Annotated in this window: 16 protein-coding genes; all 16 read right to left on the bottom strand. The window is 46.8% G+C overall.

Features of this window, described 5'->3' with window-relative positions; translation table 11 throughout:
- Positions 1 to 205: 205 nt before the first annotated feature.
- The 16 genes from H8R94_RS11680 to tet(O) all read right to left on the bottom strand — a co-directional run bounded on the left by H8R94_RS11680 (position 206) and on the right by tet(O) (position 16,532).
- Positions 206 to 2,461, bottom strand: coding sequence for a beta-glucosidase (locus H8R94_RS11680; RefSeq protein ID WP_186854729.1), 2,256 nt, complete (start codon positions 2,459 to 2,461; stop codon positions 206 to 208).
- A gap of 23 nt (positions 2,462 to 2,484) precedes the next feature.
- Positions 2,485 to 3,861 carry an MFS transporter gene (locus H8R94_RS11675; RefSeq protein WP_186854728.1) on the bottom strand — a complete coding sequence of 459 codons (1,377 nt, stop codon included), beginning with the start codon at positions 3,859 to 3,861 and terminating at the stop codon, positions 2,485 to 2,487.
- Positions 3,862 to 3,964: 103 nt separating this feature from the next.
- Positions 3,965 to 4,777: an SGNH/GDSL hydrolase family protein gene (locus H8R94_RS11670; protein ID WP_118281818.1), complete on the bottom strand. Its 813-nt coding sequence runs from the start codon at positions 4,775 to 4,777 to the stop codon at positions 3,965 to 3,967.
- An 8-nt stretch (positions 4,778 to 4,785) separates the two neighbouring features.
- Positions 4,786 to 5,172: an alpha-L-rhamnosidase C-terminal domain-containing protein gene (locus H8R94_RS11665; protein WP_186854727.1), complete on the bottom strand. Its 387-nt coding sequence runs from the start codon at positions 5,170 to 5,172 to the stop codon at positions 4,786 to 4,788.
- Positions 5,169 to 7,031, bottom strand: a complete 1,863-nt coding sequence (locus tag H8R94_RS11660) for a recombinase family protein (protein WP_186854726.1) — start codon at positions 7,029 to 7,031, stop codon at positions 5,169 to 5,171. Before H8R94_RS11660 ends, H8R94_RS11665 begins: the two co-directional genes overlap by 4 nt.
- Before the next feature lie 54 nt (positions 7,032 to 7,085).
- The gene (locus H8R94_RS11655) at positions 7,086 to 7,277 is read right to left on the bottom strand and encodes a hypothetical protein (protein ID WP_002596259.1); all 192 of its coding nucleotides are present in this window, start codon (positions 7,275 to 7,277) and stop codon (positions 7,086 to 7,088) included.
- 70 nt (positions 7,278 to 7,347) lie between these two features.
- The gene (locus tag H8R94_RS11650; protein ID WP_002596258.1) at positions 7,348 to 7,578 is read right to left on the bottom strand and encodes a YdbC family protein; all 231 of its coding nucleotides are present in this window, start codon (positions 7,576 to 7,578) and stop codon (positions 7,348 to 7,350) included.
- A 45-nt stretch (positions 7,579 to 7,623) separates the two neighbouring features.
- The gene (locus H8R94_RS11645; RefSeq protein ID WP_002596257.1) at positions 7,624 to 8,478 is read right to left on the bottom strand and encodes a ParB/RepB/Spo0J family partition protein; all 855 of its coding nucleotides are present in this window, start codon (positions 8,476 to 8,478) and stop codon (positions 7,624 to 7,626) included.
- An 8-nt stretch (positions 8,479 to 8,486) separates the two neighbouring features.
- Positions 8,487 to 9,452, bottom strand: coding sequence for a MobV family relaxase (gene mobV / locus H8R94_RS11640; RefSeq protein WP_002596256.1), 966 nt, complete (start codon positions 9,450 to 9,452; stop codon positions 8,487 to 8,489).
- Between the two features lie 6 nt (positions 9,453 to 9,458).
- On the bottom strand, positions 9,459 to 9,638 hold the full coding sequence (locus H8R94_RS11635; protein WP_004613323.1) for a hypothetical protein: 180 nt from the start codon (positions 9,636 to 9,638) through the stop codon (positions 9,459 to 9,461).
- A gap of 330 nt (positions 9,639 to 9,968) precedes the next feature.
- Positions 9,969 to 11,000, bottom strand: a complete 1,032-nt coding sequence (locus H8R94_RS11630; protein ID WP_002596255.1) for an AAA family ATPase — start codon at positions 10,998 to 11,000, stop codon at positions 9,969 to 9,971.
- A 155-nt stretch (positions 11,001 to 11,155) separates the two neighbouring features.
- Complete coding sequence (locus tag H8R94_RS11625; RefSeq protein WP_186854725.1) at positions 11,156 to 11,629, bottom strand: RNA polymerase sigma factor; 474 nt, start codon at positions 11,627 to 11,629, stop codon at positions 11,156 to 11,158.
- Between the two features lie 76 nt (positions 11,630 to 11,705).
- Complete coding sequence (locus H8R94_RS11620; RefSeq protein WP_002596253.1) at positions 11,706 to 12,137, bottom strand: RNA polymerase sigma factor; 432 nt, start codon at positions 12,135 to 12,137, stop codon at positions 11,706 to 11,708.
- Positions 12,138 to 12,232: 95 nt separating this feature from the next.
- Positions 12,233 to 12,742, bottom strand: coding sequence for a sigma-70 family RNA polymerase sigma factor (locus tag H8R94_RS11615; protein ID WP_002596252.1), 510 nt, complete (start codon positions 12,740 to 12,742; stop codon positions 12,233 to 12,235).
- A 599-nt stretch (positions 12,743 to 13,341) separates the two neighbouring features.
- Positions 13,342 to 14,562 carry a tetracycline efflux MFS transporter Tet(40) gene (gene tet(40) / locus H8R94_RS11610; RefSeq protein WP_109215034.1) on the bottom strand — a complete coding sequence of 407 codons (1,221 nt, stop codon included), beginning with the start codon at positions 14,560 to 14,562 and terminating at the stop codon, positions 13,342 to 13,344.
- Positions 14,563 to 14,612: 50 nt separating this feature from the next.
- Positions 14,613 to 16,532, bottom strand: coding sequence for a tetracycline resistance ribosomal protection protein Tet(O) (tet(O), locus tag H8R94_RS11605; protein WP_186854724.1), 1,920 nt, complete (start codon positions 16,530 to 16,532; stop codon positions 14,613 to 14,615).
- Positions 16,533 to 16,782 lie beyond the last annotated feature (250 nt).

Here is a 16,782-nt window from a genome sequence, read left to right as displayed (position 1 = left end):
TGATACTATTCTCGTAACCATCTACAGATATCGACCACTTGCTCCTTAGATTAAGAAAGGCTCTGCATAAGCAGAGCCCTTCTAACATTTTCTTTCGAGGATTAACCTCTAGCCAGATTGTGGTAAATGTCAAACCCTTATAAAGCTCATAAGGCACTGCTCTCTGGCACAACACCTTTTCATCTCAATTATCTCGTGAATTATCCTATTGTGCAAGTAAACAATTCAGCTGCCCGATCAGCTGTTCCACCTGCTCTCCCGGCATCTGCCCCAGCAGAGATTTCAGCGGCATTTCCCGGATAACTTGCTCTCCCAGCTTCTTGTATTCGTCACTCATCCCTTCTGCTGATGCGGCCGCTGCTGCCAATGGCGCCAGCAGTTCCGTAATAACGGGAGCGGTTTTCGTATGATCCAATAATTCTCCGAACGTTGTTGTGAAATCTACGCGAAGAGGCAGTTTTTTCTTTGTTTCAAACACAATATCCGCATGTAATCGGATGTCATCAGAAGCATGGCCAATTAGGATCCGATATGTTCCGGATGGCGCATACCAGTCCCCGAGACGTTCTTCATAATAGGAAAGATCCCTCGCCGAAATTTCCATCGATACCGTTTTCTCCTCTCCCGGCAGGAGATGAACTTTGGCAAATCCTTTCAATTCCTTGACCGGTCTTTCCGGTGTGCCGCACAGGTCAGCTACGTACAGCTGTACGACTTCTTTTCCTTCTGTCTGTCCTGTATTTTTCACCTTGAGAGAGACTGTCAGGATATCCTCGTCCGTCATTTGAGCCGATAACAAAGTCAGATCCCCATAAGCAAATTCCGTGTAAGACAGCCCATGGCCGAATGCATACCGTACCGGAACCTTCTTTGTATCATAATAGCGGTATCCGATAAAGATATCCTCACCATATAACACCCGCTTTCCATTTCCCGGAAAATGAAGGTAGCTCGGATTATCTTCCAGCCGGTACGGGAATGTCTCCGCCAGCCTGCCGGACGGATTCGCTTCCCCGAATAACAGCTGGTCGCAGGCTTCGCCAACGCCCTGACCGCCCAGATACATTTCAAGGATCGCGCTTACCCGGTCTGCCCATGGCAGTTCTACCGGACTTCCATTGTGGAGTACTACTACAACATTAGGCTGTACTTTCAACACTTCTTCGATCAGCCGGTCCTGGCATTTGGGCAGCTTCATGGATGTTCTGTCATACCCTTCCGACTCAAATATCTCAGGCAGCCCGGCAAAGATTACCGCGACGTCTGCTTCTGCAGCAGTCCGAAGCGCTTTTTCCAGCTCTTGTTCCGTCATCGCGTCATTTTCCATAGAAAATCCTTTTGCATAAGTCACGCTACGCCCTTTTTCTCCGGCAGCATCCAATGCCGAAACAACCCTGAACGGATTGATATGGCTGGAGCCGCCGCCCTGATACCGCGGCTTTTCGGCAAATTCCCCTATATAGGCAACCTTTCTGTCTGTATTCAGCGGAAGTATACCGTTATTTTCCAGCAGGACCGCACATTCCGTCTCAATATCAGCTGCTTTTTTATGATCTGTTTCCTTATCAGATATAACTTCCGGACGATGCTGCTCTTCACCGGCAAATACAACATTCAATACCCGCTCCACCGCTTCATCCAGCACAGCTTCGTCCAGTCTTCCCTCCTGTACTGCTTGCACAATCTGTCTGTCATTGTATCCTCCGGAATAAGGCATCTCCAGATCCAGTCCGGCCTGCAGTCCTTTCACACGGTTATTTACAGCGCCCCAGTCACTAACGACGCAGCCTTTGTATCCCCATTCTTTTCTCAGGATATCTGTCAGAAGATATCTGTTTTCTGAAGCATATTCTCCATTTATTTTGTTGTAGCTACACATGACGGTTCTTGGAGCTGATTCTTTCACCGCTTCCTCAAACGCAGGCAGGTAGATTTCCCTGAGCGCACGTTCTGACACCTCGGAAGATATCGTCATACGGAGTGTTTCCTGGTTATTCAGTGCGAAGTGCTTAATGCTTGTCCCCACACCCTGACTCTGTACTCCGCGGATATATGCCGATGCCATCCTACCTGCCAGATATGGATCCTCCGACAGATACTCAAAGTTCCGCCCGCATAACGGGCTCCTTTTAATATTCACCGCCGGGCCAAGCAGTATGCTTACATTCTCGGCCTGACACTCCGCTCCCAGCGTCTCTCCCATCCGTTCCATCAGGTCAACATCAAAGCTGGAGGCTGTTGCACAGGCTGCCGGGAAACAAACGGCCTTCACACTTTCATTCAATCCCAGATGATCCGTTTCCCCTTCCTGCTTTCTCAGTCCGTGAGGACCGTCCACCATCATAACTGACGGAATGTTCAATCGTTTGATTTCTTTCGTATGCCAGTTATCAGCGCCCGAACAGAGACTTGCCTTCTCTTCCAGCGTCATTTCAGAAATCAGTTCCTTTATTCTGTCCATCGCAAAAGTCCTCCATACTTTTCTTAATACTGATTGATCATCTGTGCCTCTGCCTCTTCACGGCTGATCTCACCATTGTTGCATTTTGCCATCAGCTGGACATCATGGTCATTAAGCTTGTAAAGACGAAGTATAAGCAGAGTGCAAATACCCCCGATAATGCCGCCAAGACAGCTGAATGTCCATAATTTATCGGCAAATCCTGCCGCCTGAACAACGCCTTCTCCCTCTCGGAAGCCGATTAAAGTTAACGCAAACACACTGACTGCTGTTGCGATCGCTCCATTTAATTTTGTAAAAAATGTCTGCGCTGCAAACGTTACACCACGCATTTTTAATCCTGTCTTGTACTGTCCATACTCGTAGCAGTCCGGCGTAAACTGATACTGCAGTATAACTGCTATTCCCAGCGGAATTCCTCCTAAAGCATTTAAAATCATAAACACCGTCATATTCTCATACCCGGCTATGAATCTTACAATTCCCAGAAGTAAAGCGAAAACATATGAAATATAGAAGACTTTAAATTTATCATATTTTTTGCATAATTCTACTGCCATAACCGCACCGATTAAGGTCGGAATAATTACCGCCATCGAAACATATGAGGCAGCTTCTTCACCGCCAAGGCAGTACCGAGCAACGTATAAGCCCCAATTTGCACCAACATTAAGCAGGCTGCTGATGAGCGGAGCCGCAAAGAAAATCAATAAATATTTGTTCTTCCGCAGACATTCTACCATATCTCGCAATGTATAACTTTCTTCTGCCCCGTCATTCAGGACTCTTTCTTTTTCAATTACTCTCTCCCTTGCGAACAGACAAATCGGAATCATCATAACACATGACAAAAGAGATAACACAATTACTGTTGTTGACCAGCCGCCTAACCGCTGCCGTACCAACGGCAGGACAATTCCTGTAACAATACCTGCAAAAATAGCAAACATTCTTCCTATGCTGTTTAGTGAAACACGTTCCTTCTGGTCTATTGTCATCGTGGTAACAATACCAAAAATCGGTACATCGCAAAGGGTATAGGCTGTATCCCATAACATATAAGCGAGTGTTGCCCATATGATTTTAGCCGTCATGGAAATCCCGGTAGGTATTATAAAAAGAAGAATAGTTGCCACCGGAATCGCTATGACAGATATTCGAAGCCACGGCAGGAATTTCCCTTTCTTAAAATTCACCTTATCCATGATCATACCGAAGATCGGATCGTTGATGGCATCCCACACTTTCGTGATAAGCGCCACGATTGCAACCAATGCTGCCGTTATGCCGATATCTGTAAAATATGTAGTCATATATCCTACCAGTCCGTAGAATACATTCTGTCCCATAAAATACAAACCATAACTGATTTTTTCTCTTTTTGTAACTGAATATTCCATTTCGTTATCCGTCCTTTCATTGTTTGATTCAATTATAAATAATTCCAAAGGGCAAATCACCAACGATATATAAGCAGTTTACCGACGAAACTTAATATAATAATCATCTTTCTAAAAACTGATATAAGTATTCTTCCATCTTAGGCGTCCACCATTCCAGATATCCTGCCTGCGTCGGATGAACCGGATCTGCCATATAAACTTCATATTCTTTTTCAGAAACGTCATTCATCTCCTCGTCATTCCAAAGGTCGATCACGCCTATTCCATATTTATCCTGAAGCTCAAACAATACATCTACCATCTGCTGATACTGTTTACTGTCATATTTTGTTCCGGTATAAAAGATCACGGGACAATTCCATGTCTGCTTTGCATATACAATGATATATTCCATTGCTCCTGTTATCGTCTGTGTATCAAAATCCTCCAGATTTTCTGAACTGCTGATTTCTCCCATCGGCATTTCCTTCGACGCGTCATTCGTGGAAAGCTGACAGACAAATGCATCGAATTTCTCATCTGTACCGATATTATTTTTCATCCTTTGGATATAAGACGTCTTTCCGTTATCCACTAAAGTAGTACCGCTTACGGCTTCTTTTACATACTCACAGCCATTTCTGTAAGAGATATAATCTGCGAAAGAAACATCCATTGAGTACAGACCTAAGGTTACAGATGATCCAAGGTAGCAGATACGCTTCCCTCTAAGAGGGCTGTTTTCTAACGGTTCTATATTTTCCAGACTGTATTTTTCTGCGTTTCCCGGCATTTTTTTCAGTTTGTTCTTCCAGACAAAATCAAACGGTCCTCCACCGCCTACTGCTCCTACTAAATATGTCAGGCCGATTCCCGCGACCAGAATCACAATTAAAACGATTCTTAAGATAATCTTCAATATTTTCTTTTTCATAATCTCTCCTATTCTATAAATTTCTTACATTCAAACTCATATGTTCCACTTCCTACCTCATACAATCTGCCATCCGGCATCTTTACAGTGGCAGTCGTGTTGCAGGGGATCTCCACCTTCAACTCAAATTTTCCCTCTTCCACGCTCCACTCTGTCCGTACTTTACCGTACTCACTCATATAGGTACGCTTTGCACTGGTAAACGCCTCATCCGTCTCCGGCGCAATCACAATCTTCTTAAATCCGGGAGCAGCCATATCAATGCCGCTTATCTTCCGGAACATCCAATCGTCCACGCATCCAAAGGCATAATGGTTCAGGCTTGTCATAACCGGAGACCCGTCCTCCTTGTAAGAAATGTAGTTTTCCCAAATTGTTGTCGCTCCCTGCTTCACCTCAGTCGGTCATTTTTTGCGGACAGTTCAATACATGCCTGTCTGTTTCGCTCCCTGCTCCTGCGTTTGCTCTCGTTTGATTTCTCCCTCTGTATCTTCTTGGCACAAGCAGGACAATACTTCGATATGCCAGAGCGGGGAACATATTCAACACCGCACACCGTACAATTCTTAGGCTTTAACGCAGTCCACCGCTTTGTCGGTGTGATATGTAATTCACCGACAAAGCCGATGAATTTATAATAAATCTTGATTTCCTGCCGCACCATTCCGTCTGTAAGTTTCTCACGTTCCGAAACAAGTATCTTGTCTATAAGTGCGTTTATGATGGTTGCGTCCAGTTCCTTAATGCCTTGATAGTTGCGGATTAGGGAGAGGAAATCACGGACACCCTGCGTCTTCTCATAGCTGTCGCTGAGCGTTTCCGTTACCTCTTTCAGCCTTGCTTCAATTTCAAGCTGTTCTTTCTGGTATTTTCCCGACATCATCTCAAAATTCCGCTCGGTAATACGCTCCATCACCTTATCTTCATAGAGTGAGGAAAACAGCCTGTCCAGTTCTGCAAGGCGTTTGTTCAGTTTTCTTTGCTCCTTTTCCAGTGCCTTTGCCTTGCTCTGGTCTGTTTCCGTGAGCCGCTTTTCAATCGCCCTCACTGCCTTTTCATCATTGACTGCCATATCCGCAAATCGGTTGATGTCGGTGAGGACAGCGTTGAACAAGTCCCTCGCTTCAATGCTGTGTGCGGTACACATGATATTACCGTATCTGCCATAATTATTGCAGGAATATTGTACGCAGTCGATGATGTCGGGGCGTTTCCTCCTGTTGGCACTCATAGCCCGCATCGCATAGCCGCAGTCCGCACACTTAATAACGCCTGCAAAGATGTTCTCAAAGCCGCCCTTGTTTTCTGGTAATCTGCGGCTTGTAATAAGCTGCTGTACGGTATCAAATTCCTCCTGCGTGACTATCCCCTCATGGGTGTCTGGTATCACTTCCCATTCTTCGGGCAGCTTAGAGGGGCGTTTCTTGCTTTTCATGTTGGCGGCAATCCGCTTGTAGCCTGCAAGGTTTCCCGCATATATCGGGCTTCTTAAAATGCCCCTTACGCTGTTCTCGCTCCAAATATAACGGTTCTCCTCATTCTCCTCAAAATACCTCTCATAGCCTGTTGCCCCCTGCTCCGCCGCATAAGCGGCGGGGCGTAAGATATGCTGTTTGTTGATGTGCTTGCGGATTTTGGCGATTCCGTTGCCCGCTAACGCAAGGTCAAATATTTCCCTTACCACATGGGCAACTTTGTCATCTATCAGCAGATGGTTGTGGTCGGCGGGGTCTTTGACGTAACCGTATGGTGCTGTCGTCCCCATGAATTTCCCCTGCTGAAACCTCGCTCGGTACGCCGATTTTATCTTGACCGACACATCGGCGGAATACATTTCGTTTAGGATGTTGCGGAAAGGCGTGATGTCCATAGCGGATTTATTGAGCGTGTCCACGCCGTCATTGACCGCTATATACCTCACATTATGCTCTGGGAAAAACACTTCCAGATACAGTCCGCAATCAAGATAGTTCCTCCCCAGACGAGATAAATCTTTCGTGATAACGCAGTTTATCAGACCGCTTTCAATGTCCTTAATCATGTTCTGGAAACTTGGTCTTTGGAAATTTGTACCAGAGTAACCGTCGTCCACATACGTTTTTGCTAAGTGCCATCCCTGCTTTTTCACATAATCCGTGAGGATGGATTTCTGTGTCGCAATGCTCGCACTCTCGTTATCCGTGCCATCGTCTTTTGACAAGCGGCAGTACATGCCGACTTCATAAATCTTGTTCTCCATTCTTATTCCTGCCATACTGTAAAACCTCCATATCTGTCCTATCTGTTTTCATGTTCCATTGCGTACATTCTAAGCGGACAGCCCCTCATTGTCGAAGGTGTCGCCCTCGGCAATCTTCTTCCGAATATCCTCGGAAATAATCGGGATAAACGCTTCTGTGACTGTCTGCGTGCCGACATATTCACGGCTGATTATCATCTGAACTGGTGCTTTCGGCACGATACGCTTTCTCTTTTTATCTGCTTTCTTATCCTCGCCCATACTTAAATCTTCCTTTCCAGACAGGGCAGGAGAACGTCTGGAAACGCCCCGCCCTGTCAATCAGATACCATCAATCCCCGCTGTTTACTTCTTTCTGTAATGCTTCAAGGAGTGCTGCTGCTTCATCAGCGTTCAACGTGATACCCTTTCCGCACTTCTCACGGTTCGGGGAAAAGCTGCGGATGTCATATTTCGGCTCTCTTCCGTTCCATGAGATAAGATTGATTTCTTTTGTGTAGCCGCTGTCGCCCTTAGACAATACGGCGATTTCCTTTACAATCTCATACTGGATTTCTTTCATTCTTCATACCTCAATTTTCTGCATTTACCTCCCGAAAAGAGAAGATTAGCGGCTGTCCCTGCCCCGTTTCCTCTGCAATTCACGCTCCAAAAGTTTAATGATGGTTTCCTCCATCTGCTTCGGCGTTGTGTTCTTCGGAAAATACTTTTTCAGCTTGCTTGTGTTGATTTTCAAGGTTTCTTTCTGGTTTCCCTTTTCCTCCGTCATAATTGCAAATATCGTATCCATGTCAAGCCGCCCGCTCTGGCTTAGGCTTTTCATCCGCTGTGCCTGTGAGAGTGAGGGCGTTGCTTCTTCGCTCTCCATCGTGGCAAAGAGGTTTTCCTGCTCGTCTTTCTTCAAAAAGGACAGTTCCACCGCAGGCGTGAGGGCGATTTTCCCCTCGTCCACCATCCGCAAAATCGGCGGTATCAGTTCCGTCAAACGGATAAATCTTTGTACGGTCATCCTGCCTACGCCGAAGCCCTGTGCCACCTTGTCGTCCGTCCGCAACTTCGTCACAACTTGTGACGAGGTTAAGTCTGTGCGGAAACCCTGCCGCTTCATGGCTTCGGATTTCATCTTGTAGGCAAACGCCCGCTCTGATGGCAGGATATTCTCACGCTGTAAATTACTGTCTACAAGGGTGATGATGGCTCGGTCACGGTCTAAGGGCAGGACAAACGCAGGCACGGTATTTATCCCTGCAAGTTCAGACGCACGGACACGCCGCTGCCCTGCAATCACTTCATAGCCGTTCCCGTCCTCTTTCGGGCGTGTGATTATCGGCGTGACAATGCCAAATTCCTTGATGCTTTCCGCTAATTCTGACAGCGTTTCATCCTCTGCCACATGAAACGGATTGTCGGGAAACGGGTACAAGTCTTTGGTCTTTAACACCTTAAAATCCTGTTTCTTCATTCACATATCTACCTTTCTTTCGCTCTGCTTTTATGGTTTTTCTGCAATTCTTCCAACACTTCGGGCGGTATCTTTGAGAGCAGCCGCCCCATCTGCTCGTTGGTTCTCTGCAACTCAAATATCTTCTGGTTCGCTTTCTGCACCTTTAGTTCCTGCTCATACTTTTCATCACGCATACGCCCCGCATAGTCTGATTCCTGCCCGATTTGCTCCTTTAGGCTATTGATATAGGCACTCTGCTTACTGATTTCCTTTGAGAATTTCTCCACGTCTGGGAGCCATGCCGCAATCAGTTCCAGAGCCTTGTCACGCTTCTTCCCTGCATTAAAGGCGTTGATGTCGGACAGTGCAGACACAATTTCCTCATACTGTTTATCAAGCCTGCCGCCCAACTTATAGAGCCATGTGGGGACATGTTTCCGCTTCGTTTCCATTGAGGACTGACCTCTTTCAAGCTGATTCCACCGTGAGGACATCCGCTCATGGTAGGCGGTCTGCCATTCGGACAGGCTCTTTTGATTGCCTAAAATTGTTTTGGCAGACAGCTTATTGTCTGGTGTAATCGGCACAAAACAGAGGTGCATATGCGGCGTTCTCTCGTCCATGTGGACGACTGCGGAGAGGATATTTTTCTCCCCGACACGCTCTGAAATGAAATCCAGAGCCATCGTAAAATACGCTTTCTGTTCTTTGGGCGGCAGGCTGTTCATAAATTCTGGCGAAGCCGTGATAAGCGTTTCCACCATCATCACGCTATCTTTCCTCGTCCTGCACCCTGCTTCGGCTACCATGCGGTTAATCTCTTTCTTGTAGGTGTACCTCGGCGGATTCACAAGATGGTAGTTATCTTTCGAGCGTTCCATATCTATATCTGGATTGCTTTTATAGGCTTCTTTTTTACGCTCGTTGTGGCGTTCGCAAGCCGCAACGCCGCCCGCTTTGCGTTTCTGGAAACGCAGGATTGCATAGGGCATAATTCATCATCTTCCTTTCTTCGGCGGGTAAACTGCCCTTTGGGTGACAGCGGTGACGGCGGTGACAGCAGTTTTGGGATACCCCCTACCGACTGCCTCAACTGTCACCCTTATTCCCTGCATGACGGTCATGTCGATGATGACGGTGTTTTTGGAATACCCCCTCGCAAGAGCCGTCACCGTCATGCTGCCATTCTTTTATCCGAAGCGTGGAGCGTAGGATAAGCAGGGCGTAAGACCTGCCATAAGGGAGTCCAGAGGGAACGTCTGGCACACGACTTTGCAGGGCAAAGTGTAGTGTGTTACACCCTGTAAACGCAGTCGGAAAAATCGGAAGGATTTTTCTGACCGCAGGGGTGGTTTTACACGCCGAAAAGGGCGGGTAAATCCTACGCCTGCACTTTGCGTTTACGGGGTGTTCTCCCGCAGGGATGACAGCGGCAGGGTATCCTAAAATCACTGTCACCGCCGTCACCGCTGTCACCCGCAGGGCAGAGTCGCCAGCTTTACACGGCTTTAAGCGTCAATGACAGTAACAGGGGGTATCCCAATATCGCTGTCACCACCGTCACCGCTGTCACCCGCCCGCTTTGCAAGCGAAATCTGCCTGCCGTGTTTTTTGCGGCTGTACTGATAAACGATATGGTTCTCATTTAAAAATGTGGTGCGGTATTCATTGAGCCATTTCGTAATCACCGTGGGTATGGTTTCCGTTTCCCTCATAGCGGCTAACAGCTCCGTTGCCGTGCCTGCCCATTCTTCCTTATCCCTCATAAAATCCACCAACCGAAAAAGGACGTCTGGTATCGTTTCTTTCGCAAGCTGCTCCTGCGTTTTTCTCTCCACAAGTTCCCAACTGCAATCACGGAAACGCAGCGTGTATTCCTGATAGGGCGTGTCCCTGCCCGTCACATACAGCTTGGCGGTGTCGGATGCCCGTTTCTCCTTTTCCAGAACAAAGGTAGCGTCCGCACTCCCCGTTAAGCCTGTCGTCCCAGACACCTTGTTGAACACATCGCTGTCATTCTGCTTTCGGATGTGGTGTACGACAATGACCGCCAATGAATGCCTGTCGGCAAAGTCTTTGATTAGTGAGATGTCCCCATAGTCGCTTGCGTAGGCATTGTCTTTTGAAGCTGTACGGACTTTCTGCAAAGTGTCAATGACAATAAGCCTGCTGTTTGGGTAATCTTTCAGATAATCTTCAAGCTGCACGATAAGACCGTCTGACAGCTTGCAGCTTGCCACGGCAAAGTGAAGCCGCCTGCTCGCTTCGTTCGTCAATCGGAACAGCCTGTCCTGTATACGGCAGAACGTGTCCTCAAGGCAGAGGTAAAGCACGTCGCCCTCCATTGTCGGCATATCCCACAAGGGAAGTCCCTGCGACACGCATAAACATAGCTTCAGCATGAGCCAGCTCTTTCCTATCTTCTGTGAGCCGCAGAACAGCGACAAGCCTGTGGGGATAAGGCTGTCCACCACAAAGGACGGCTTCTCAAGCGGTTCATAAAGGAGCGTTTCGGCGTTGACTGTCTGTAACTTCTGCATGGCTTTCCTCCTTTCGGGCGGTGTTTTTGTTTTCGTTGCACATAGGCGTTGACCTCCTTAAAAATAGATTTACTCCCACGAAGAAAAAGTGAGAGTATGTAATGCCGCCAATCCCACACAAATAAAAAACAGATTTCTTTTTCGGGCGGTGTCGGTCACGGTTGGAGATACTTCCTCATTTCCGCCTTTACTTTCTCCTTTGCAATCGCAACAGATTTCTGTATTGCCGAAGCGTTGCAATGCTCCATAGCGGCGATTTGGTAAAAATTGAACTCATACTCGTAGTAGAGCAGGAAACGCCGCCTTTGTATCTCTGGCAGTCCGTCAACCGCCTTACAGAGCAGTTCTGCCCGTTCTGCCTCAATCATTTGTTCCTCTATGCTCTTAGGCAGCTTCAACGCCCGCCTGTTCAGCGTTTCGTCCCATACTTCCGAAAACTCCCTGTGCCGCTCGTCCCATTGGAGGAGATTCCTGTTCCTGCGTTCCATCTGCCGAAACTCCATAAAGAACTGTTCCGACACTTCCAACTCGTGGGATTTGCCCTGCCCGTCCTTAAAGCTGATAAAATACCTTGTGCCGCTTTCCGTGGATTCCTCCCGAAGCGTGTACGCCTTAACTCTGTATGCCATCCCGCTTGCCTCCTGCAAAAAATAAGTGAGGGGATTTCCATCCCTCACCCAGTAGCCCGCAGGACGGCAGGCTGTTTTAGACGCTATAAAATTTTCGTAGCTTCTTCCGCAGATGGTCTAACCTCGCATAGATGGCACCAGTCGTCAAATGCACGAGCGGGGCAATCTCCTTTGTGGAATACCCCTGCATTTTCAGCAGGACGATTTTCAAGGTACGCCCGTCCACCGCGACTAATACTTGATAGAGATTTTCGCTCTCAATCTCGTCCAGTAACTCCGCAACCGTACCCACTTCCGTCTGCCGCTCCCTGTCTGCCATGTCCTCAAGGTATTCCGCAATGTCATTCGTCCATCGGTAAAACCGCCTGTTGGAATTGAAGTCTGCCCTGTCCGCAATGCGTATCTGCTCAATGGTCGCTTCATCAACGCCGCACTCACGCAGCAGCTTTTCCTCCGCTTCTTTCCAGATACGCCATTTCCTGTCCTCCCGTCCGTGGTTATATGCCATGCTTCTTTTCCTCCAATCAGAATTGATTGAGAGGGCAGAGAAAAACCCCCTCATTTTCCCAAAGGAAAAAACAAGGGGGCTGAACGCCTTAAATTTTAATTTTCTATTATCTTTCTTAGTTTTCTTAGGATTCTGGCTTTGCGTTTGTTCACAACGCTCTGGGTTATGCCGAACCTCGCCCCGACTTCACGCTCAGAAAGTCCGTCAAAAAAGATTGCCTGTATCAATTCCTGTTCACTATCCGACAGCAAAGGCAGGGCGGCTTTCAGCCTGTCCACCATAACCGCATTGACAACGGTTTCCGCAATGTCTGCCGCTTCATCAGCGATAAAGTCTAAAGGCTTCCCCTCGCTGTCCGTAAATCCATCCAGAGAAAGCAGGCTGTTCTTCGTATCTAATTTTTTCAGATAACGCCACCGTTCCTTATCTCGGTAGAAGTCCGTGTATTGCTCCCTCACGACTTCAAGCAGACAGCCTTGAATGGGGATAAACAGCTTGTCCATATAGGTCTGGTCGGATTCCCTGCGGCGGCAGAAATCCGTATAGGACAGTTCCACATATCTGCCGCTTTCCTTGATATATACCTTTCTCGGTGCGTATTTCACTGTAAGTACCTCCCATCTGAATTTTTGAAATGTTCAAAATCCAGATGGAGAGGTGGCGAACGACACCTAACACCACTAATAGCCCTATGGCACTTTCCAACAAAAATCGACAAAAGAAAAACCGCAAAGGCTCTATGACCTTTACGGTTATGGGAAATATTAATTCTGTTGTATGGAGATTGTACTTCTACATTCAAGGCAGGAAGTGCCGTTGCATAGGCAGAAATTTTTTTAACTGGTTTCCTGCCGTTCTCTGATATGCTATGTATTGATAAATTTTGCTTCGTATGAGCAGATAGATAACTGCCCGAAAAAAGGACATAAAAAAATCCCTCCAAATTTAAAAACAAATTCAGAGGGTAATTTAGGGTATAACAAAATAACCCACCCGAATATCGTTTTTTTTATTTGGTGAGTTTGTTCTTTCAAATACGAAACAAATGCTCATGTACGGTAAAGTATCACAAGAAAATTATGTCGAATTGACAGCCGCCTCCGCTATACCGAATAAGGAAATAAAGAGTCCTCAAATTTTGCGCTACTAAATGAAGACGAGCGGAAGTAATCTCCCGCTCGTCAGTAAACTTAACTATGCCATATCAATCCCGCTTCTTTCCCGCCACCGGCACTAAGAACAGCGCGGGCAACAGCAGGAAAGCGGTACAGACCAGCCCCCAGGGTATGGACACCTGCTGGGCTACCAGCCCCACAATAGGCCCGCCGATGATCTGCCCGAAAGAGTCCAGCTGTCCGCTGGTGGAAAAGACTGTGGCGCGCATTTTCTCATCCACTTGGTCGTTCATCCAGGCGGCCAGCACAGGCTCCTTGATGGTGCGCATAAGCCCCGCCAGCAGGAACACCAACAACATGAACCAAAAGCTCCGCCCCACCGCGAAGAGAACCAGGAACAGGATATACCCGGCGCTGGTGGACATGACCACACTGGTTCGGCTGACAGTCCCTTTTTTCTCCATGCGGGCGATGAGCAACTGAGAAGCCAGAATACCTAAGCCGTTGCCGATAAGACTGATAACACCGAACCAAGTGACGCTGTTCAGCGGCCCGATAACGGGTATTACCGTGTCATCCAGAAAATGAGCGGTGGAGAGCCGGTCAAAGCCTTCACTGGCAAGTCCCCCGCATAGTGTGATTGCTAAGAGCGCCAGCAACACAGGTGCGCCTTTCACAAAGCCCAGGTTGAGCTTGAACAGGCAGACAAAGTCTTTAAGCAAGCCCTGCCGTTCCTCAATAGCAGGGGAGAAGTTGGTTTCTGGCATGATGCGAACCATCACCAGCCCCAACAACAAGCACAAACTGCCCCCCAAGATGAGAGGCATTTGCAGGTTTATGTTTCCCAGCAGTGTGCCCAGCACCACGCCCAGAACGCCGCCGATTTGCCCCATTTGACTGCCCCGCAGGAACACCTTGTCTATGGGTTTGTCCTCTTCCTCCGAGGCAATCCACGCCTCCAGAGCGCCGGTGATGAAGGTATCACCGCAACCCCAGACAACCTGGGCCAGCAGAACCGGCGCGAACCACGGTAGCGCACCCTCCATCAGAAAGCCCAGGCCGTAGAGGAACATTCCAATCAGCACCGAGCGCCGACGGCTATACAAATCCGCCACCACACCGGTGGGCATCTCGAACAGAAAGCAGGAGGTCTCCTGAACCGTCCCTACCAGGACAAGCTGGAAAGCATCCAGCTGCACCACCTCCAGGTGGTACACGATGGAAAGCACTGTGGACATAGAAACCGCCAGGGAACAGACAAATCGGAACAGCAGGTAGACAGAATATGCCTTTGAATTTTTAGCAAACATGAAGTTACATTCTCCTTTCAAATCTCATTTTATATGACTTTTGCAAGCTGTTAAGCTAACTTGTGGAACATATGCCGAACCTTATCTATACGGCTATTCGGGCGGCGGGGTTGGCAAATAAATTTACCAATAGCTGGCTGGTATCCTTTTAACTCTGTCAAGCAGACTCCCTGCCCATTTGTGAAATAAGTTAAATCGTTCCTGTATTCTTGAATACATCTAGCAGGGATTTCTCCTTTCAGAATGACCTCGTCATTCTTTATCTGAGTACTTACAATATCTGCACAATACCTTGGAGCATCATGATACGCCCGTGAGAGATATTCCTGCGGTGCATAAATTTCAAAGTGGAGATATGGCTCTAATAGTTCTGTCCCTGCTTTTTTTAAAGCCTGCTCCAATACGATAGGGGAAAGCAGCCGAAAGTCTGCGGGGGTACTTACAGGACTATAATACAATCCATATTCAAAACAGATTTTACAGTCTGTCACTTTCCATCCATACAGCCCCTGCTCGCAGCCATAAAGAACCCCCTCCATAACCGCATTTTGGAACGATTGATTTAAATATCCAAGTGAAACTCTGCTTTCATACTGCACTCCGCTTCCAATAGGGAGCGGCTCTATGGACAACCCGACAGAAGCCCAGAAAGGATTTGGCGGGACTTCTATGTGGATGGTATATTCTGCTTTTCTAAGCGGTCTTTCCATATATATAACAGTAGGCTCTTTTATTTCTGCCTCCACATGATATTTTTCCTCAAGGATGGCACAAATGACTTCCATCTGCACATTCCCCAAAAAAGATAACATAATCTCATGGGTAACAGTATCAATGTCAAAATGCAAAAGAGGGTCTGTATCAGCAATCTCTGCGAGGGCATTTAACAGGGCTTCCCTTTGCTCCGGCTTTTGCGGCTCTACCGTTGTCCGAAGTAATGGCATGGGATTATCAATCCGTGTTTTGTGAGGCAGGAGTTTTTCATTTCCCAGGATATCGTTCAGTTTCAAAGTATCATCAGCTAAAATAATAATTTCTCCCGGACAGGCATGGTCAGCCGGGACGATTTCACCGTTTGTCGGAACACACATCTCTGTGATTTTTATTTTCTCTTTTTCAGATATTCTAATAACATCCCTCAAATGCAATGTTCCGCTATATATACGCACATAAACAAAACGCCGCCTTTTCTCTGAATATTCAATCTTAAAAACCTGCCCGCATAGTTCAGATTGACCTTCAGGCGTTGATGAATAAAATTTACTGGCAATTACTTCTATAAGCTGCCGAATCCCCAGATTGTTTTTAGCGCTTCCGTGATAAACGGGAAATAACGTTCCGTTTTGGAATCTCCTGTTTTCTTCCTGTTCCAGTTCTGACATTTTAAACGGTTTCCCTGACATATATTTCTCTAATAGTTCATCGTTTCCCATAATTACCGCATCCCACTGTTCCATATCGTCATTGTCCGTTACATTTATATGGGGATGCTGCCCAACCTTTTGCTTCACTATAATTTCCGAAGAAAGCTTTGCTTTCATTTCTCGATATACCATTGGCAAATCAATCCCCTCTTGGTCAATTTTATTGATGAAAAAAATTGTCGGAATCTTCATTGTCTGTAGTGCATGAAACAGTATACGGGTCTGTGCCTGTATGCCATCCTTTGCAGAAACTAATAATACTGCTCCGTCTAATACGGATAAAGAACGGTATACTTCCGCCAAAAAATCCATATGGCCTGGCGTATCTATAATGTTGACTTTTACATCCTCCCACTGAAAAGATGTCACTGCTGTCTGGATAGTGATTCCCCTTTGACGCTCCAAATTCATTGTATCTGTCCTTGTTGTGCCTTCATCTACGCTCCCTAGTTCTGCAATTGCACCACTGGTATACAATAAACTTTCCGTTAATGTTGTCTTTCCTGCGTCAACGTGAGCCAGAATGCCTAAGTTAATTATTTTCATGTGATTTTCCTCCTATCAACACCCAAAAAAGGGCATAAAAATACCCAGTGATAAATACTCCTATCACTGGGTAAATAACTCCAATAGCCCCAAAACACTTATATGTTTTCGGGCATATAAAATTACATGATAAAAGTATTCTTAAACTGGGTACAAAAAACTAAGCCCCATATTAAAAGTGAAACGAGACTGCTACTTTTTGTTCCCACTATCAAATTGACAGTTTATTTAAGAATACCTTGCCGCATAT

The sequence above is a fragment of the Roseburia lenta genome, assembly GCF_014287435.1.
GTDB lineage: Bacteria > Bacillota > Clostridia > Lachnospirales > Lachnospiraceae > Pararoseburia > Pararoseburia lenta.
This window is presented reverse-complemented; position numbering and strand designations above follow the sequence as displayed.